The 20,147-nt window shown below is 72.8% G+C and carries 8 protein-coding genes; 4 read left to right on the top strand and 4 right to left on the bottom strand.

Annotated elements, in window-relative coordinates; genetic code table 11:
• Nucleotides 1-91 precede the first annotated feature (91 nt).
• Nucleotides 92-1,054, top strand: a complete 963-nt coding sequence (locus WME89_RS34330; RefSeq protein WP_438003865.1) for an L-lactate dehydrogenase — start codon at nucleotides 92-94, stop codon at nucleotides 1,052-1,054.
• A gap of 30 nt (nucleotides 1,055-1,084) precedes the next feature.
• Here WME89_RS34330 and WME89_RS34325 read toward each other — a convergent pair whose 3' ends face one another.
• Entirely contained in the window at nucleotides 1,085-2,647 is a 1,563-nt protein-coding gene (locus WME89_RS34325; RefSeq protein WP_438003864.1) for a cellulose binding domain-containing protein, read from the bottom strand.
• A 317-nt stretch (nucleotides 2,648-2,964) separates the two neighbouring features.
• Between WME89_RS34325 and WME89_RS34320 the strand changes: the two genes are divergently transcribed.
• On the top strand, nucleotides 2,965-4,059 hold the full coding sequence (locus WME89_RS34320) for a dienelactone hydrolase family protein (RefSeq protein ID WP_438003863.1): 1,095 nt from the start codon (nucleotides 2,965-2,967) through the stop codon (nucleotides 4,057-4,059).
• A gap of 258 nt (nucleotides 4,060-4,317) precedes the next feature.
• Here WME89_RS34320 and WME89_RS34315 read toward each other — a convergent pair whose 3' ends face one another.
• On the bottom strand, nucleotides 4,318-5,526 hold the full coding sequence (locus WME89_RS34315) for an FIST signal transduction protein (RefSeq protein ID WP_438003862.1): 1,209 nt from the start codon (nucleotides 5,524-5,526) through the stop codon (nucleotides 4,318-4,320).
• A 346-nt stretch (nucleotides 5,527-5,872) separates the two neighbouring features.
• Nucleotides 5,873-11,533, bottom strand: a complete 5,661-nt coding sequence (locus WME89_RS34310) for a DNA repair ATPase (protein WP_438003861.1) — start codon at nucleotides 11,531-11,533, stop codon at nucleotides 5,873-5,875.
• Nucleotides 11,534-11,999: 466 nt separating this feature from the next.
• Here WME89_RS34310 and WME89_RS34305 point away from each other — a divergent pair, with 466 nt between their 5' ends.
• Both WME89_RS34305 and WME89_RS34300 read left to right on the top strand, forming a co-directional pair.
• Nucleotides 12,000-14,927 (top strand): DUF4215 domain-containing protein, encoded by a 2,928-nt coding sequence (locus tag WME89_RS34305; RefSeq protein ID WP_438003860.1) that lies wholly within the window; start codon nucleotides 12,000-12,002, stop codon nucleotides 14,925-14,927.
• 136 nt (nucleotides 14,928-15,063) lie between these two features.
• Nucleotides 15,064-15,927, top strand: coding sequence for an N-acyl homoserine lactonase family protein (locus tag WME89_RS34300; protein ID WP_438003859.1), 864 nt, complete (start codon nucleotides 15,064-15,066; stop codon nucleotides 15,925-15,927).
• Nucleotides 15,928-16,038: 111 nt separating this feature from the next.
• Here the strand turns inward: WME89_RS34300 and WME89_RS34295 are convergent, their stop codons facing one another.
• Nucleotides 16,039-19,653, bottom strand: a complete 3,615-nt coding sequence (locus WME89_RS34295; protein ID WP_438003858.1) for a hypothetical protein — start codon at nucleotides 19,651-19,653, stop codon at nucleotides 16,039-16,041.
• Nucleotides 19,654-20,147: the final 494 nt, after the last annotated feature.

The following is a 20,147-nucleotide window of genomic DNA, read 5'->3' as shown; positions in this document are numbered from 1 at the left end:
CGGCGGGCGCCAGTCCACCGGTCGAGTCCGCGCGCCCCGCCGCGGCCTGATTTGGCTTGGTCCGGTCGCGCCGCTGCGGTACCCGGAGCGCATGCCTGATCCCCAGTCCGTATCTCCCAGCAAGGTCGCGGTCGTGGGCGCTGGCAGCGTCGGCGCGACGATCGCCTATGCGTGCCTGCTCCGCGGCGTGGCGAAGCAGGTCGCGCTGTTCGACGTGAACCGGGCCAAGGTCGACGCCGAGGCGCTCGACCTGAACCACGGTTTGCAGTTCGTCCCGGCGGCCACGCTCGAGGGCAGCGATGACGCCGAGGTCTGCCGCGGGGCGCACGTGGTCGTCATCACCGCCGGCGCGAAGCAGAAGCCCGGGCAGAGCCGGATGGATCTCGCCACGGCGAACGTCGCGATATGCCGCGAGCTGTTGCCGCGGCTCCAGGCCGTCGCGCCCGACGCGCTCTATCTGCTCGTCACGAACCCGGTCGACGTGATCACGTATGTCACGCTCAAGCTGACCGGCCTCCCGCCGGCCAGGGTGATCGGCAGCGGCACGGTGCTCGACAGCAGCCGGTTCCGGTTCCTGATCGCCAGGCGGCTCAACGTGGCTGTGCAGAACGTCCACGCGTACATCGCCGGCGAGCACGGGGACAGCGAGGTGCCGCTGTGGAGCAGCGCGAGCGTCGCGAACATCCCGCTGGACGCGTGGTCCGTGCCCGGCCACGGCGAGCTCGGCGCCGGCGACAGAGAGGAGATCTTCCACGGCGTGAAGAACGCCGCTGCCCAGGTGATCTCCGGCAAGGGCGCGACCAACTATGCCATCGGCCTCGCGACCGCCAAGATCCTGGAGGCCCTGCTCCGCGACGAGAACCGCGTGCTGCCGGTCAGCACCCTGCTGAGCGGCTATCGCGGGATCGACGATGTTTGCCTGAGCGTGCCGTGCATCGTGAACCGGTCTGGCCTCGAGTCGCAGCTGCCGATCCCGATGAGCCCGGAGGAGGAGGCCGGCCTCCGGGCCAGCGCCGACACGATCCGCAAGGCGATCAGGTCGCTCGGGTTCTGACGCGACCTGGCGCGGCCTGCGTGGCGGAGCTCAGGGGATCCTGCAATAGGTCGGGAAGCTCGACGGGATACCCGACGCGTAGGGCCGCGGCGCGACCTTGTACGGGTGGTCCTTCAGGAACTGCCAGCTGGAGGGGGCGATGCCGGACGGGATGCGGTGTCCGCCGCCGCTGTCGCAGTCGATGGCGAAGCCGCCTTTCGCCTTGATGTCGCTCTCGAACGCCGCGCTGGCGCGCGCGAAGTCGATGCCGACGACGTCGGAGCCCTCCGCGCCGTGGACCCCCATGACGGCCGGCGCGTTGGTGGCGTCCTGGAGCGGCGGCGTGCCGAAGCCCGTCGTGCCGCCCGAGTAGGTGACGACGCTCGCGACGTAGCCGGAGCGCGCATAGGCCATGTACGCGGCCTGGAGGCCGCCCGCGCTGAACCCGAGCGAGTGGATGCGGCGCGTGTCGATGTTGCGCTGCTGGATGGCGCACGCGAGCGCTTCATCGCTCGTGTTGAAGTCGCCCACGTACCACACGTTGTTGCCCGTGGTCCGCGTGCCGTCCTCGCCGCCGTGGCCATCGTACGCGTTGGGCGCGAACACGACACCTCCGCGGCCCGTGATCTCATCGATGGCGGCCTGTCCGAGGCCGGTCACCGCCTCTTGCGGGCGGGAGCCCGTGGCGTGCCAGTAGATGACCACCGGAGCCGGCGTGGCGGACCGCGCGCCGGCCCACACGCGCACCTCGCGGCCGAGGAAGGTCATCGTCCCGGTGGCGATCGTCGGACACGCCTCCCGGGCCGCGGGCAGGGCGCTCGGCGCGCTGGCGCCCCCCGAGCCGCCGCTGCCGCCGGCGCCGCCGCTGCCACCGGCGCCGCCGCTGCCACCGGCGCCGCCGCTGCCGCCGGCGCCGCCACCGGAGCCGCCGGCGCCGCCAGCGCCCCCCGAGCCGCCGGTTCCCCCCGTACCACCGCTCCCGCCAGCGCCGCCAGCGGCGCCAGCGCCACCGGAGCCGCCGGTGCCGCCAGCGCCACCCGAGCCGCCGGTGCCGGTCGACGTCTCGCCTCCGGTCACGGACGAGATCGTCGGGCGCGTGGTGCCCGTCGCGCAGAAGTTGAATGTGACCGAGGCGCCGGGCGCGATGCGCGCGTTGCTCGCGGTCGGCGTGGCTGTCAGGAGCGTGCCGCTGCTCGAGAAAACGGCGCCCCAGGACCTTGTCACCGTCGCGCCCTTCACGTCGGTGACGACCCTCCACGACGTTGTCGCGCTCGCGCCGTCGTTGGACACGGTGACCGCGGCGCAGTAGCGGCCGCCCCAGAGCGGCTGGTAGCTCAGCTCGGCCGAGAGGCCGCTCTCGGCGGCCATCAGCGACTCGTCGCCGAGCTCGGCGTCGTCGGGCTCTCCGGCGACGCACGCGCCCAGCGCCGCGAGCAGCCCGGCCAGCGCGAGCCGCGCGGCGGGATGCGCGCCTGCGAGGCCGCCCTGGACCGGGCGCGGACCCGATGAGCTCACGAGCCGCTCGTCGTCCCTTTCCCGACGCTGCTCGTCGCTCCCGCTCCGGGACTGCCGACCTCGCTGCGACGAGAGCTTCTGCCAGGGTGCAAGATTCATAAGAATATCCTCCGTCCTTGTGAGGCTGAGAGCACGCGGCTGCGCCAGGCGTGGAGCGGCCCGCGCGCGTTCGACCGCGCGCGGCGCGAGCATGCCCTGGGTCAGCCGCGAGCTTCCTGAGAGATAAGCTGGCTCGACGGCCGCGATGAGCTCATCGTAACAGATATAGAATCATTCGTGAGAAGAACGTGTGTTTGCTGCGTCAGAATTGTCCGCAGCTTTATCAGAAGTTTCCGCGGCTCGTGCAAAGGGTTCGCACGGTGTGAGATGCGGACTCCAGCGGCAGCGTCGTTGTGCGCGCGGTGCTCTGTCGTCGTATGTCCCTCTGTCGTGCGAGCTGGCCCTGTGTCCTCGCCTTCATCTGGCGTGCTGCGCTTGCGCGTGGTGCTTGCGTCGACGTGCGTGGCTGTGGAAGTGTTCTTGCCGTCGCTTCGCTGTTCGGGAGTCTTACCATGCGAGTTTCTGTGCGTTTGCTGGTGACCATGGGGTTGGTTTGTCTCACCGCTTGTGGAGCGGGCGAGGCAGTCGACGGGAGCAGCCAGCAGTCGCCGCCGGCGGGCGACGGCGGCGGCCCTGCTGTCGTACCCCCTGCCGATGAGGCTGGGGCCGGAGGCGGTGCCGGGGCTGAGGCCGGAGGAGATGGTCTCGTCCGGGGCGAGGCTCCGAGCGAGGCGTCTGCGAGCGTGGGGGGGCCCTACGACGTGGCGAGCTACACGGACGGGTTTCGCGACGGCCCTGATTACGCGGATGCGACCATCTGGTACCCGACCAACGCGGCTCCGCCGTTCGCGGGGGTCGCGGTGGTGCCGGGGTTCGTGTCGCCCCAGTCGTCCATCGCGCCGTGGGGGCCTTTTCTGGCGTCGCACGGCATCGTGACCATCACCATCGGCACCAACTCTGGCCTCGACCAGCCGTCCGCGCGCTCGGAGGCGCTCCTGGATGCGCTCGAGACGCTCAAGTCCGAGGGCGATCGTGCCGGCGGCCCGCTCTCCGGGCGCATCGCCAGCGACCGCCTGGCGGTGATGGGATGGTCGATGGGCGGCGGCGGCACGCTGATCACGGCCAACGCCCATCCCGAGCTCAGGGCCGCGATCTCCCTCTGCGGCTGGAGCCCCGACGTCGAGCTCTCGACGAACAAGGTACCTTCGCTCCTGTTCGCGGCCACGAACGATCCGCTGGCGGGCACGCAGTCGCAAGGCTTTTACGAGAGCATCCCGGGTTCGACGCCGAAGATGCTGCTCGAGGTGGAGGGCGGCAGTCACGACATCGCCAACGACCCCGCGAGCATGAGCGGGCAAATCGGGCGTTATGGGCTGTCGTGGATGAAGGTCTTCCTCGAGGGGGACGAGCGCTATCGCCAGTTCCTCGAGGAGGTGCCTGCGGGGGTCGCCGACTTCGAGACCAACCTCTAGAGCACCGATCAGCTTGAAACGCCCGGGAATGAAGAGATTTGAACCACAGAGGCACAGAGGACACAGAGGAACAACAGAAAAACTCTGTGCCCTCTGTGCCCTCTGTGCCTCTGTGCCTCTGTGGTTTATTTTCTCGGGGTTTCCTGTTCACCCCTTCAGTAAACCCGCTGCGGCTCGCACCCCTTTTGGCAAGGCGGTAGGCCCGAGGAGAGGGGGCTCGTCGGGCCGGTCAGCTCGGCACGACCCTGGAGCCGCAGCTCACCCGCTGGCCGGCCCCGTCCCCTGGTCCGACTCCCCCCATGCCACCATGACCGAGCTCGTGTTGTGGAACCCCTCGACGCTCCCCCCGAACTTCGCGATCTGCCCGTAACAGGCCATCCCGAACATCGGGTGCGACCCCCCGTGAGGCGACAGGAACGCGCGCACCTCCTCGCGGTACCGCTCGCCCAGCAGCCGGTACCGCGACGCACAGTCGAACACCAGCGAGCCCGACACCGCCGGCAGCGGCCCGAGCACCTTCGTCGACAGGCTCTTTGCCGCCTGCAGCAGCGCGTCGGTCCCCGCGTTCACCACCCGGACGACCTGCCCCCGCGCCAGCCCCCCGGTCAGCACCACCGCCCCGTCCCCCCGGACCGCGATCGGCGACCTGATCTTCAGCGCCTCGCCAAAGGGCGTCTTCGCGCCGAGCGCGTGCTTCGCCATCGTCTGGAGCAGCCCCTCGCCGCTCGACCTGAACCCGAGCCGCGAGAGCTCCTCCTCATACACCCGCGCCGCCGGCTGCCCGTCGAGCGTCTTCAGCACGTTCCGCTCGATGTCGGTGATCGTGAAATCCCGCCCACCCTCGGCCGCGCGGAACCCGTGCACCACGTCGATGTTCATCCGGTGCCGGTGCGTCAGCCGCACGAGGATCGCCGCGTCCGTCAGCGCCTTGCGGCCCACGAACACCCGCGCCCCCTCGAACGTCCACCCGTCGCCCGCCGTCCCGCCGAAGACGCGCGTGTGCGGTGGCACACCCTGGCGGAGCGCCGCGACGAGCTCGTCGCCGTCGCACGCGAACGCGTCCGCCAGCACCAGGATCGAGCTCGGCGACCCGCTGCGCGGCCCGCTGCTCGAGACCGCCTCGTCCATGTCGCTCAGCGCCGCCCGGATGCTCTTCACGTGATCCGCGCGCAGCTCGCGCGCCGCCGCGCACGCCACCTCGACGTTCGCGCCGCCGAGGAACGCGCACGTCACCCCGCTCTTGCTGAAGCCGCGCTCCGTGAACGACGCCCCGCCGGTGGTGGCCCCGATCACCGGGATGCCCGTCGCGTCCTCGATCGCGGCGAGGTACTCCTCGTGCTTCATCCCGCTGGGCATGGCCACGATCGCGAGCCGCGCCGGCTCCTTCCACTCGGCGACCGTTCGCTCCACCTTCCGCCCGAGCAGCCACGCGTTCCCATCAAAGGGTCCGAGGGTCATCATCTTCATGCGCCGAAGCTCCTGCATACCCGGCGCCGGAGCGCGGGCTTCGAGTCCTGGCCATCGCTGACGATACGCGTCGCGGCACGGTGATAACACGCGCGAGGGACGTGCCTCCACTGCTCATGCAGGCAACTGTCCCGTGCGTCTGCCCGTCTGTGCGGAACGGGCGGCGCGCTGGCGGCTGAGCTCGGGCGCTGTGATCGCGTGGAGCACCTCCGCCTCTACGTGCGTCACGGACCCAGCAAGCGATCACACGCGAGCGCGGACAGGCTATCGCACGCGAGCGCCGGCAGCCGTGCGGTTGTGAACGTTGCCATCCTGGCGCACGCGCGCCATCACCCGGCCGCGCGCCTCACGCGCGGAGCAGCATCGGCTCACGCTGACGTACGAACCCCTCCACGAGCTCGCGCTGCTCGCCCGAGAGCCGCACGAAGCGCGCCCCGAACCCAGCCGGACCCTCGTCCTGCGCGTCGCGCGTCCATTCGACCACCGCCACCGCGTCGATCTCGCCGCCCTCCGCGAACGGGAGCTTGAGCGCGACCGTCGTCCCCCGCGCCGGCGGCTGCCGGAACGTCGGCACGAAGATGCCGCCGTGCTCCACCACGTCGGCCGCGGGCGCGGTCCGGTAGAAGTTGGCCGGCGACTCCGCCCCGAGCCGCGCCTCGAAGCGCGGCGGCGGCGGCTGGCTCTGCGGGCGCGCCGCCGCGCGGACCCGCTCGTCGAGCGACCGGAGCGCCTGCCCGAGCTCCGAGACCTGCGCCTCGATCGCCCGGATGCCGAACGCGCTCTGCGTCGTCGCCTTCGCGAGCGGCGCCACGAGCCGCTCCACCAGGGACAGGTGGTGGCCCACGAACTCCGACACCGACCGATCGGTCTCGACCTTCACCTCCACCCGGGGCTGCGCCACCCCCTTGAGCGCCCCGGAGAGCCGCTCGATCTCCGGCGCGAGCCACTGCTTCATCTCCCGCGCCCGCGCGTCGCCCGCCTGCGCCACCGCGGCCGCCTTCCCGATCGCCCCGCGGATGCCCTCGAGCTGCTCGCCCAGCATCGAGAGCGTGCCGGTCACGCGCACCACCGGGTCGTCCTCCTTGCCGCCCATGCGCTTGATGCGCACGAAGCCCCTCTTGATCTCGTCCCACCGCGCCTGCTGCTCTGGCGTCATCCGGCCGCGCAGCTCGGCCAGCTTGAGCAGGTTCTGCTCGGCGCCGGTCGTGAGCGTCTGCGACTCGCTCGTGTAGTGATCGTCGATGAGCCGGTCGATCTCCTCGGGCGTGTGCGCCGCGACGACCTTCTCGGCCAGCTTGTTCATGTTCCGGTAGCTGCCCTGCAGCTTGAACGGCGGCTCCGTCCGGAAGGCGTCGTCCTGCGACGCGCTGCGGATGTACTCGAGGTTCACCGAGAGCAGCACCCGCTGCACCTGGAAGAGCCGCTCGAACACGGCGACGATCTCCGCGACCTCGGCCGCGGAGTAGGCGTGCTCGAGCTCCGTCGCGGCCACCGCCTCGCCCTGCGCCATCCGGATGAGCCGGTGCGTGTCGCCCGCCGCGCGCCCCGAGAGGGGCGCGAGCGTCGGGTTCGACGTGAGCGCGTTCTCCAGGTAGCTCAGCGCGAAGAGCTCCTCCTTGCCGTCGAGGATGTCGCCGAGGTTGTACGTGTCGGCCCGGTTCGACAGCATGTCGGGGATCTGGAACCGCGCCCCCGACTCCGTGTACGGGTTGCCCGCCATCACCACGCAGAACTTCTTGCCGCGCAGGTCGTAGGTCCTCGTCCGGCCGCGCCACACGCCCTCGATCCGGCGCTGCCCGTCGCAGAGCGAGATGAACTTCTGCAGGAGCTCCGTGTTCGTGTGCTGGATGTCGTCGAGGTACAGCATCACGTTGTTGCCCATCTCGAACGCCAGGTTGATCTTCTCGACCTCCTGGCGCGCCGTCGCGTTCGGGGCCTCGGCCGGGTCGAGCGACGTCACCTGGTGGCCGAGCGACGGCCCGTTCACCTTCATGAACACGAGCCCGAGCTTGCTCGCGACGTACTCCATCAGCGTCGTCTTGCCGTAGCCCGGCGGCGAGATAAGCAGCAGCATGCCCATCAGGTCGGTGCGCTTCATGTCGCCCGCGGCGCCGAGCTGCTTCGCCAGGTTCGCGCCGACGAGCGGCAGGTACACCTCGTCGATCAGCCGGTTGCGCACGAACGACGTGAGCACCCGGGGCGCGAACTCCTCGAGCCGCAGCCGCCGCCGCTCGCGCTCCGCGATCTCGCTCCGCACCTTCCTGTAGGCGCGGTAGCGCGGCGCCCGCTCGTGCAGGAAGTCCTCGATCCTGCTCAGGAATTCGTCGAGCCGGAGCGCGAGCGCGCGGTCCCTGATCCGCGGGTGCTGGCCGAGCAGCCCCTCGACGCGGGCCTCGGTCACCGCCCCGCTGGGCTCCCGCTCCAGGTGCCGCTCGGTCACGATGACGACCGCCGCCTCTAGCGCGAGGTGGCTCAGGGGGGCGCGCGGGGGTTTGGGGGCAGAGCCCGGCTTGCCGGGCGAGCCCCCATCGTTGACCGCATCTCGGGAGACGAACCCCGTGAGCCACGCGAGCGCGAGCTGGAGCCGCTCGGCCGGGTGCTTCTCGAGCTGCCGGAGGTCCTCCTCGAACGCGGCGCGGCCCCCCGCGAGGTCGAGGTGGGACAGCAGCGCGTCGCGCAGCGCGAGCGCCGCGTCGCTCGTCACGAACCGGAGGCGCTCGGCCGCGAGCTCCTCCACGAGGTACCGCGCCGCGACGCGCACGTCCGCGACGCTTGCCGTGAGCCGGTGCGCCGCCGCCGTCGCGGAAACGCCCTCCGCGAGCTCGGCCGCGAGCGCCGCCCGCGCCTCGCTCTCGCCGAGCTGCGCCGCGAGCCGGCCCAGGCTCCGCGCCCGCCGGTGCGCGAGATCCCGGGCGCGCGGCTCGAGCCCCGCCCAGTACAGGCAGGCGAGGGCCCGCGGCGCGCTCGCGAAGCGGAGCAGCCCGGCCGTGACCCGCAGCGCGAGCAGCTTCTCCAGGATGAGCGCCGCGTCCGCGTCGTGGACGCCGCGCTCGTAGCCCTCGTCGTGCCGGCCCTCCGCGTACGCGCGCACCGCGGCGAGCAGCCCGCCCGGGCCGAGCGCCGCCTCGCGCAGCCGGTCGATGGAGAGCCCGCCCCGCCCCGCCTCCGCGTCCGCGAGCATCGCGCCCGCGAGGAGCTCGCCCCGGTACACGGCCGGCGTCTCGCTCGCGAGCTCCTGGCCCCAGAGGTCGCGCGCGCTCGCGAGCGCCGGGTCCTCGATCGGCTCGAAGAAGTCGGTCCCGGTGAGGTGCAGCGCGAGCCCCTCGCCGCGCGGGACCAGCGTGAGCTCCAGCGGCTGTGTGCTCACGTTGAAGCGGTGGCGGCCGAGCTTGATGACGTCGCCCCCGCCCTCGAACAGGTCCTCGCGGTCGCGCAGCGCCCGGAGCGCGTCCTGCCGCGCCGACTTGAGCCGCGCCTCGACCTCGTCCCCCTTCACGCTGTCGCCGAGCGCGTGGAGCTCCGCCGCGAGGTCGCGGACCTTGGCGACCATGGGGTCGGACGCGAAGTAGGTGTTGAGCTCGTCCGCGTTCGCGAACGAGCGCGCCCGCCGCGTCACCCCCTGGACGATCCGGTCCGCCGCGGCGACGAGGTTCGAGACGCGCCGCTGCCGCTCGTCGAGCAGCGCCTGCCGCCGCGCCGCGACGGCGTCGTTGACCTCCTCGCGCTTCGCCGCGAGCTCGCCGAGGAACTCGTCGAACTCGCCGAACTTGCCCTCGAGCTCCTCGAGCTGGACGAGGAGCTTCGAGAGCTCGCGGTCGCAGCGCTCGGGCGAGTCGCAGACGGCGAGCGCGCTCGAGACGCTCTGGCCGAACACCTTGAACTGCGCGCCGAACTCCGCGCGCCCCTCGGCGCCCCGGAGGTCCTTGCCGCGGGCGGTGAGGGTCGCGCGCGCGCGGTTGAGCTGCGCGTAGACCTCGCTGATCCCCTCCAGGATCCGCGTCCGCGACGTGGGGTCGTCGACCTTGAGGCTCGCCACGATCTCGGCGAGCACCGAGAGCCCCTCGTTCACCCCGTCGAGGTCGGCGGCGAACGGCGCGAGCTCGGGCGACTTCGCGACCGCCTCGATCTTCGCGATGAGCCCCGCGAGCCGGTCGGCCAGGGGGCGGAACGCCTGCTCGCCCAGCAGGAACGTCACGCACGCGCGGCTCACCTCGTCGGCCCGCGCGACGACCTCGGCCTCGAGCGCGTCGACGCGGCCGAGGTCCATGTACTTGAGCTCGCGGAGCGTGATGAGGTGCCCCCGCTGCCGCCGCAGGGCGGTCAGCGCCGTCAGGAAGGCGTCGACGCTCGCCGCGTCCTCGGGCCGCACCCCGCCGAGCAGCTGCCGCTGCGCGGCCTCGGTCTCGGCGAGCGCGCTCGCCGCGCGCGCCTTGATGGCCTCGACCTTCTCGAACTCGTCGACGATGCTCTCGGAGACGGCCCGGAGCTCGGTCACGGTCGACAGGAGGTCGCCCGCCTCGGCGTGGCCGAGCCAGTAGAAGGCGTCGGTCATCCGCCCGGCGGTCCGGATGAGGTCCTCGAAGGTCTGGCGGGTCGGCGACCCGTCCATCGCCGCGCGCCGCAGGCTGAGCGCGTCCGAGATGCCGCGCACGAGGTCGGCGTTGCCCACCTTCGCGAGGTACGAGCCGTCGGTCGGCGCCGACGCCGCGAACTCCGCGGTCATGAACGGCGTCTGCCAGATCTGCATCGGGTGGACGCGGGTCGCCTCGTCGCCCGACGCCCGGAAGATCACCATCTTGCCGTCGTCGAAGAGGCTGTACCCGTGGCACTGGATCGGGGTCGCGATCTCCTTGCGGATCAGGTTGTACGGGAAGAGCACGTAGCGCCCCTCCACGACCTGGTGGAACACGTAGAGCACGTCCTCCCCGTTGGGCGAGCGGATGACCCGCTCGAAGACAAGGCTCTCGGTGCTGCCCTCGAAGCGCTTCGTCTCTCCGGTGACGAGGTAGTAGCCGTTCGGGAACACGATGCCCTGGTCCTCGGGGAGGCTCAGGCAGGCGAGGCCGATCGCGTCGATGCGCACGACCTTGCGGGTGCGGCTGTTGTAGACGAGGTAGCGGTATGAAGGCTCGCGGAACGGCTTGATCTTGAGCAGGATGAGCGGCCCGAGGCGGGCGTACTGGATGTCGGCGTCGTCGAGCGCCTGGCCCGCGTCGTCGACCGGCTCGCGGTAGATGCCGAGCCCCGTCGTCGTGTTGTTCTCGACCTTGACGGTGAGGTCGCCGCCGACCGTCTCGACGAAGATCTCGCCGAGGATCGAGACGTGCGGGTGCTTGCCCTGCACGTGGTCGTCGCGGGTGGACTGCGTCCAGGCGAAGTCGTGGTGGCGCGGCCGGACGTTGTCCTCCTCGCCGCGCGCGTCGAGGTACCGGATGCGCCCTGTCGCGTCGATGCTCCAGCGGAACACCTTCGTGTCGCGCTCGGTCGCGCCGACCTGGAAGATGGCGAGCAGCCGCGTGTCGCTGCGCCGGAGCTGGAGCAGCCGGGGCTCCTTGACGTAGCGGTGGAGGTCCTTGAACTCCTTGACGAACCCGGGGTCGCCGAGGAACGCGTCGCCCTCGTCGAGCGGGACGGGCGACAGGTCGAAGGCGCCGCCCTCCTTCGCGAAGCGGTGGAGGCTGAAGACGTCGCCGACGTTCACCTCCTTCAGCCCCATGAACACGAGGTAGCCGACGAGCAGCTTGCCCCGGATGCTCACGATGTCGCGGGGCAGGCAGTTGTTCTCGGTCCTGACGCGCGCGTTCTCGAGGAGCGCGAGGTCGGCGCCGCCGAACACCTGCTTCCGCCGCGCGTTGAGCGCCTCGGCGCGGCGGCCGAGCTCCTCGGCGCGCTCGACGAGCCGCCGCCGGATGACCTCGTAGTTGCCGCCGTCCAGCGTCTCCGCCGGCTTCGGGGGCGGCGCCCCCGCCGTCCGGGCGGCGCCCTCCAGCGCCCCTGTCGACACCATGCCTGCTCCGTGTGCTCCGCCTGGTCCGCGTGGTCAGCTCCGCGCCGCCCCCGCGCCGGACCAGCGCGGGCCCGGCTTCCCCCGCGGCCAGGGTACAGCCGTTCCGCCAGAGCCGGGGGACGAGATGGCGCGGGCGCGGGGGTGTGAACGTGGAAGGAGATGTCAAGCCCGCGCGCCGCCCGCCCGCTGGCCCGCCCGCTGGCCCGCGCACCGGCGCGGATTCCGTGACCGCGCGGCGAGCGGGGCGTCGCAAACCCGCCACGGCGCGAAATCCGCTTGCAACATCGCGGTGTTTGCGTTGCGATCACCCTGGGGACGGCGCTTACCTACACGCGAGCGCGCGCAGGAGCCCTGTGCGACGCGCGCCCACGCCGTCCCCGGAAGCGCATCTCGTCGGCCGAGGCGCTCCGCGGCATTCCTTGGACAACGTGACGCTCTTCTGAAGCGGGTTGGGATGGTGGCATCAATGCGCTTGGCAAAGACTCTTTCTTCCGTGCTGCTCGTCCTGGTCGCCGGTCCGCTCGTCGCCTGCGGCGGCGACGACGGCGGCGAGGGCGGCGACGACGGCGCGGGCGGCGGCGTGGGCGGGGCGGGGGGCGCGGGCGGCGCCACGGGCTCCGGCGGCGACGACAGCTCCGGCGGCCTCGGCGGGTTCATCACGGTCGGCCCCGCCTCGGGGAGCGGCGGGGGCGATCCGTGCGACTTGCCGGATGCTCCGCCGGAGTGCGACGCCGTGGAGCCGGCGTGCGGCGACGGCGAGATGAACCGCGAGGGCGAGGCGTGCGACGACGGGAACAGCCTCCCCGGCGACTGCTGTTCCGGCGCCTGCAAGATCGAGCCGTACTGCGCCTGCGATCCGGAAGACGGGTGCCACACGACGATCGCCTGTGGCAACGGCGACGTGGAGCCCGGCGAGACGTGCGAGGACGGCAACACGGCCGCGGACGACGGCTGCGACGACCGCTGCCAGCGCGAGCCGGGCGACTGGGTCTGCCCGAGGCCGGGCGTGCCGTGCTACCGGCTCCACACGTGCGGCGACGCGCGGGTCTCGGCCGGCGAGGGCTGCGACGACGGCAACACGGCCCCCGGCGACGGGTGCTCCGACGTGTGCGCCCTCGAGGACCCCGGCAACATCACGTGCCCTGTCCCGGGGCAGCCGTGCCGGCCCGTCGAGCGCTGCGGCGACGGCAAGCTGCGGCCGAGCGAGCGGTGCGACGACGCGAACACGGAGTCGGGCGACGGCTGCTCGCCGACCTGCCTCGTCGAGGCGGGGTGGGTGTGCCCGGACGGCATCCACTGCACGTTCACGGTCGTCTGCGGCGACGGTCAGATCGGCGTGGGCGAGGGGTGCGACGACCGCAACACGGCCTCCGGCGACGGCTGCTCCGCCGCCTGCGAGGTCGAGGCCGGGTTCGACTGCGCGCGCGCGGGGAGCCGCTGCACGGCGGTCTGCGGCGACGGGAGGGTCGTCGCCAGGGAGGACTGCGACGACGGCGGCACCGAGGACGGCGACGGGTGCAGCGCCGAGTGCCGGTGGGAGCCGGGCCTCGTGTGCGAGCCCGCGGCCGGCGGCTACATCTGCCGCGACACGGTCTGCAACGACGGCGAGCGGGAGGGCTCCGAGCCGTGCGACGACGGCAACGCGAACATGGGCGACGGCTGCACGCCGTTCTGCCAGGTCGAGCCGGACTGCGGCGACACGGGCTGCACCTCCGCCTGCGGCGACGGGCTGCGCCTCGGCGGCGAGGCCTGCGACGACGGCAACACGACGGACGGGGACGGCTGCTCGTCCGCGTGCGCCGTCGAGCCGGGCTACAGCTGCACGAACGACGCGGTCCTCGGCGACGAGCTCCAGGTGCCGATCGTGCTCCGCGACTTCAAGGAGAACGCGCCGAACTTCGAGCCTGACCGCAACCCGGAGAATGTCCTCCTGAGGGGGCTCGTGCAGGCGACGCTCGGCGCCGACGGCAAGCCGCGGCTCGCCGCGTCCCCGCCGGCGGACGCCTTCCTCACGAACGCGACGGATTTCAACCGCTGGTACAACGACTCGACCCTGTCGAAGACGGTCGTGGACCTGCTCACGCTCACGCGCGCCGGGGCCACGGACGTGTTCGTGTTCGAGGATCACGGGTTCTTCCCGCTCGACGGCAGGGGGTGGCAGGACCCGTCGGTGCCGGCGGCGCAGCGCGAGGCGAACCGCCAGGCGCTCGACCCGTGGAACGACTGGGCCGACGCGGGCAACCACAACTTCTACTTCACGAGCGAGGTCCGCTACTGGTTCGAGTACCACGGCGGCGAGCGGCTCGACTTCTACGGCGACGACGACGTCTGGGTGTTCATCAACAACCGGCTCCGCATCGATCTCGGCGGCATCCACACCCCGATGGGGACCGGCGAGGTCGCCGGCGTGGAGGACGATCGCGGGACCGTGCTGATGGATGATCTCGGCCTCACGGAGGGGCGCGTCTACGAGGTCGTCGTGTTCCAGGCGGAGCGCCACACCACGGCGTCCAGCTACAAGCTGACGCTCGGCGGCTTCAACGCGGCCCCGTCCGTCTGCGAGCCCGTGTGCGGCGACGGCATCGTCACGCCCGACGAGCAGTGCGACGACGCGGAGGAGAACGGCCCGGGTTACGGGAACTGCTCGACGCGCTGCACGCTGGGGCTCTACTGCGGCGACGGCGTCCGGACCAACGCGTACGAGATCTGCGACGACGGCACCAACCTGGGCGGCTACGGCTCCGACGCGTGCGCGCCGGGCTGCGTGGCGGCTCCTCGCTGCGGCGACGAGAACATCGACAGCCAGTTCGGCGAGGAGTGCGACGACGGCGTGAACGACGGGCGCTACGGCGGGTGCTCGCCGGAGTGCCTGATCGGGCCGCGGTGCGGCGACACGGTGGTCCAGGCGCCGGACGAGACGTGCGACGACGGCGTGAACGACGGTCGCTACGGCGGCTGCACGCCGGAGTGCGGCGACGCGCCGCGGTGCGGCGACGAGGCGATCCAGGCCGAGTGGGGCGAGGAGTGCGACGACGGCGTGAACGACGGCAGCATGGGCTGCCTCGGCTGCCGGATCGGCGCCGTCTGCGGCGACGGGAGCGTGCAGCGGGAGCTCGGCGAGGAGTGCGACGACGGCGTGAACGACGGCGGCTACGGCGAGTGCGCGCCCGGCTGCGTGATCGGCCCGCGCTGCGGCGACAGCGTGACCCAGACGCCGCCCGAGCAGTGCGACGACGGCGTGAACGACGGCGGCTACGGCGAGTGCGCGCCCGGCTGCGTGTTCGGCCCGCACTGCGGCGACGGGACGCGGCAGCTGCCGTACGAGGAGTGCGACGACGGCAACACCTCGAGCGGGGACGACTGCAGCGCCACGTGCCAGAACGAGGTCAACTGACCCCGGTCGACCCGTGAAGGCGTGAAGAGCGCGGCGGCCCGCCCGGGCCGCCGCGCAGCTCGCCAATTTTCCGGAAGATCCGCCGCGCCATCGACGCTCGGGGCGCCGCCCGCGCGGCGGCGAGAGAGGAGATGGAATGACCCTTCAACGGTGGTGGGCTGCTCTGTTGCTCGCGTTGCTCGTGCTCCTGCCCTCGTGCGCCGGCAGCGCGCCCGCGCCGCAGCCAGGGCCGGAGGCCCCCACGGAGGTCCGCTTCTACGCGCTCGACTGCGGCCGCGCCGAGATCCCGGACATGGCGGCCTTCGGGGACGAGGGGGGCCCGAGGGAGCTGGTCGCGGCGTGCTATGTCATCCGGCATCCGCGCGGCACCCTGCTGTGGGACACCGGGATCAGCGACGAGAACGCCCGGACCAAGGGCGGCGTCGTGCACGCTCGCACGGGGATACGGTTCCGCGTCGACACGCCGCTGCGCGAGCAGCTGCGCGCGCTGCAGCTCGAGCCCGCCGACGTGCAGTACGTGGCCTTCTCGCACCTGCACGTCGACCACGCGGGCAACGCCAACCTGTTCCCCGCGTCGACGTGGATCCTGAGCCGGCGCGAGCTCGAGTGGGCGACCGCGACGCCGGCGCCGCCGACCGTCGAGCCGGAGCTCATCTCGGCCTACCGCACCGCGACGCTCCGGCTCCTCGACGGCGAGGCGGACGTCTTCGGCGACGGCACGGTGCGCATCGTGCCGTCGCCAGGGCACACGCCGGGGCACCAGAGCCTCATCGTCCGCCTCCGGCGCGCCGGGACGATCGTCATCTCGGGGGACCTCTGCCACACCCACGCGAACTGCGCGAACCGCCGCGTGCCCCCCTTCAACACCGATCGCGAGGAGTCCATCCGCTCGATGGAGCGCATCCTCGCGCTGGCGAACGCAACCCACGCCCGCTTCGTGGTGCAGCACGAGCCCGACGCGCTCGCGGCGTTCCCCAGGTTCCCCGCCTTCCTCGATTGACCTGACCGCCGCGCCCTCCTCGCGGCGCGCTCCGGCGCTGGCGCGCTCCGGCGCCCGGCGAGCTCCGGCGCCGGCGAGCCCGCGCACCTCACGCGAGCTCGCCGCGCCCCCTCAGAACACGTTGCCCGTGGCGCCCGCCGCGCCCGCGTTGCCGCTGGAGGTGCCGCCCGCGCCGCCGACGCCGTGCGTGACGACGTTGCCCGTGGTCGATATCGTGGTGCTGACCCGGTAGACGCCGTACGAGACGCCGCCCGCGCCGCCGCCGCCGTGCCCGCCGCGGCCGCCGGTCCCGCCGCGGCCGCCGGTCCCGCCGGCGCCTACCTCGCTGGTGCACACGGTGCCGCCGTTGCCGCCGTTGCCGCCGCCGCCGCCGTTGCCGCCGTTGCCGCCGCGCCCGCCGGCGCCGCCGTCGCCGCTTGCGACCTGGCTGGCGATGAGCTGGAACCCCGTCGAGCTCACGAGGAACAGGCCGAACGAGCCGCCCCCCGCGCTGCCCCCGACGCCGCCGTTGCCGCCGCAGCCGCCGGCGCCGCCGCCGCCGCCGCCGTTGCCGGCGCCGTTGTTCGCGACGATGCCGCCCTGCCCGCCGCCGCCGCCGCCGCCGCCGGCCCCGTTCCCGGGGAGGCCCGTGACGCCGGCGTTCCCCGACCTGCCCTGCCAGACGTTGCTGCTGACCGTCCCGCCGGTGCCGCCGGTCCCGTTCAGCCCGGCCGTCCCGCTGGCGCCGTTCTGGCCGTTGGTGCCCGGCTGCCCCGCGGAGTCGCTCCCCGGTGAGCCCCCGACGCCGCCCGGCGTCCCGCCGGTGCCGACGGAGCCGCCGCTGCCCGCCCTCTCCCCCTCGGGGCCGCCGTTGCCCCCGTTGCCGCCGGCGCGCCCGCACGTCGACGTGCCGCCCAGGCCGCCGAGGCGCGTGCCCGCGCCGTCGCAGCTGCCCGCCCCGCCGGTCGCGCCGTTGCCGCCCGCCGCCCCGGTCCCGCCGTTGCTGCCCGCCGCGCCCGGCCCCGCCGCGCCGGCCTCCAGCCGGCTGTTCCTCAGCGTCACCGCCGTGCAGCTCACGCAGCGCATCGCGTAGTTCGACGCGCCGGCCAGCGTCGTGTCCGAGGTCTGGATCGTCAGCCGGTCGAGCGTCGTGGGCGTGTTGATGTTCTGGCCCTCGACCGCCGCGACGTAGCCGCCGCTCGTGCTCCCCGAGCGGATGACGGCGGACGAGGCGGCCGACCGCGCCCAGCCGGCCGCCGCGTTGTAGCCGCCGTAGAGCGACACGCCGCTCGCGAGGCTGACGCGCCCGATGTACGTCCCCTGCGAGATGTAGACCTGCGTCTTGCCGGTCAGCACCGCCTCGTTGACGCCGCCCACGACCGAGACCTTCGGCGCGCGCTGCGTGCCCGGGTTGGCGTCGCTCCCCGTCACCGCCACGAAGATCGCGAGGCGCGCATCGCCGTCGATCCCGTCGCAGTTCGCGTCGACGAAGCCGTCGTCGGGCCGGTCGTCGTCGCTCACGAACGTGCACGCGTACTCGCAGCCGTTCGCGAGCGACCCGTCGATGTCGTAGAAGCCCGGCAGGCAGCCGCCGAACGTGCACGCCCCGGCGCTGCACCCGACCGCCGCGTTCGGCAGCGCCTCGGCGCAGGCCGCGCCGCAGCCGCCGCAGTTGGCCGGATCCGACGCGGTGTTGACCTCGCACCCGTCGGCCTCGTCGCCGTTGCAGCTCGCGAACCCCGCGTTGCAGGCGACGAGGTCGCACGCCCCGGAGACGCACGCCTCGGAGGCGTTGGCGAGGTCGCACGCCGCGCCGCAGGCGCCGCAGTTCGCGACGCTGGTGCGCGTGTCGATCTCGCAGCCGTTCGCCGGGGCCTCGTCGCAGTTCGCGAAGCCGGCCTCGCAGCCGGTGAGCACGCAGGTGCTGCCGAGGCACGCCTCGGACGCGTTCGCGAGGGCGCACGCGAGGTTGCAGCCGCCGCAGTTCGCCGGATCGCTCACCGTGTTGACCTCGCAGCCGTCGAGCGCGCTCGCGTTGCAGTTCGCGAACCCCGGGTCGCACGCGCCCATCACGCACGTCCCGCCGAGGCACGACTCGGCGGCGTTCGCGACGGCGCACGTCGCGCCGCAGGCGCCGCAGTTGGCGAGGCTCGTGCCCGTGTTGACCTCGCAGCCGTTGGCCGCGTCGCCGTCGCAGTTGGCGTGGCCGGCCTCGCAGGCGCCGAGCACGCAGGCGCCGTCGACGCACGACTCGGACGCGTTCGCGAAAGCGCACATCGCGCCGCAGGCGCCGCAGCTGGCGACGCTGGTGCGCGTGTCGACCTCGCAGCCGTTGGCCGCGTCGCCGTCGCAGTTGGCGTGGCCGGCCTCGCAGGCGCCGAGCACGCACGTGCCGCCGAGGCACGACTCGGCGGCGTTCGGGAGCGAGCAGGCGATGTTGCAGCCGCCGCAGTTGGCGAGGCTCGTGCCCGTGTTGACCTCGCAGCCGTTCGCCGCCTCGCCGTCGCAGTTGGCGAGCCCGGCGTCGCAGGCGCCCATGACGCAGACGCCCGCCAGGCAGGCCTCGGCCGCGCCCGGGTAGCTGCACGCCGCGCCGCAGGCGCCGCAATGGGCGAGGCTCGCCCCGAGGTTCGCCTCGCAGCCGTTCGTCAGGTCGCCGTCGCAGTCGGCGTGACCGGCGTCGCACGCCCCGAATTCGCACTCGCCCGCCGTGCACGTCTCGCTCGCGTGGGCGAAGTCGCAGGCGACGTTGCAGCCGCCGCAGTGGGCCGCGCTGGTTAGCAGGTCGGTCTCGCAGCCGGTCAGCGGGTCGAGGTCGCAGTCGGCGTGGTCCGTCGCGCAGCCGATGATGTTGCAGTTGCCCCCGTTGCAGAACGACTCGGTGTGCTCCTTGAGACAGCTCGTCCCGCAGGCGCCGCACGCCTCCACGTCGGTCAGCAGGTTGGTCTCGCACCCGTTCGTGGCGTTCCCGTCGCAGTCGGCGTGGTTGTCGGTGCACGAGGAGACCGTGCAGATCCCGTCGATGCAGCCGGTGGTCCCGTTCGGCGAGACGCAGAGCTGGCTGCACGCGCCGCAGTGGGCGGCGCTGGCCAGGAGGTCGGTCTCGCAGCCGTTGTCCGGCTCGTCGTCGCAGGCCCCGGTCCCCACGGGACAGCTGTTCGAGCGGCCGATGACGGGCACCACGACGTCGGGCGCGTGGGCGTCGCCGACGTCGGCCTCCACGGTCACCCGGTCGGCGGGCAGCGGCCCCGCGGTGCCGTCGGAGGTGAACGTCACCTCGAAGTAGAGCGCGCCGCCCGGCTCGCTCTGGGCGGGCAGCGGCGCGACGGCGCGCGTCCACGCGCCCGGGCTCGATGGATCGGGCTCGTAGCGCACCGCCTCGACGGCGAAAGCGGCGCTGGCGATGCTCGTCTCGGTGAACGTGACCTCCTCCGCGGTCTGGTTCTCGACGCGGAACAGGCGTGTCCGCTGTCTACCCGGGGGCACCGACTCGAAGTCGAGGACCTCGGGGCTCGCGCACGCGTCCGTCGGCCCTCCGTCGTTGAGCACGCAGAGCTCGAGCTTCCCGCTCGGCGCGCCGCCGCCGGTGCCGCCCGCGCCGCCCGCGCCGCCGCTGCCGCCCGCGCCGCCGCTGCCGCCCGCGCCGCCGGCCCCGGACAACGTCGTGGTCGGGACCTCCGAGCCATCCGCGCAGCCGATCGCTGTGAGCGAGGCGAGCAAGGCAAGCAGGGGGACCAGGGGCGCCATCCTGCGGGCGGTCAGCGAGGCAAATTCGAATCGCGGACGCAGAAAATTCCTGTTGCGCGCCATAAGACGAGTGGACCCGATGCGCCCTGGCGTGTCCACAGCTGTCGCGCGCGTCGGACGACTGGATGTGCCCGCGCACGGCGCCTCGTCTCCTCTCGAGATGCAGCGCGCCGAGAGCGCAGTTCGCGGCGCGCTGCGCAGCGTCACGCTGGCGGGCGCGAGCCGCCGTGACGCGCGCGCGGCGCTCTTCGGGCCTCGGCGTCCTCGGCCGCTCGCGCCCAATCGCGGCCACCCGCGTGACGCCGCCGGGACCGTGATTCTGTCCTGGATCTACGGGCGTCCCTCAGGGGCTCTCTCTGCCCTCGGGAGGCTGCATGGGACGATGGTGAGCTGTCCCACGATTCGAGGTCGATGCGCCGATGGATCCGGCGATCTGCCTCGCGATGAGGCATGAATGGCCGCGACGGAGCGCCTGCGCGGCGGGCGCGTTTGAC

It is taken from the genome of Sorangium sp. So ce321 (assembly GCF_051530195.1).
In the GTDB taxonomy this organism is placed as follows: Bacteria; Myxococcota_A; Polyangia; order Polyangiales; family Polyangiaceae; genus Sorangium.
Note: the sequence above shows the minus strand (reverse complement) of the source record. Positions and strands in the feature narration are given on the sequence as shown.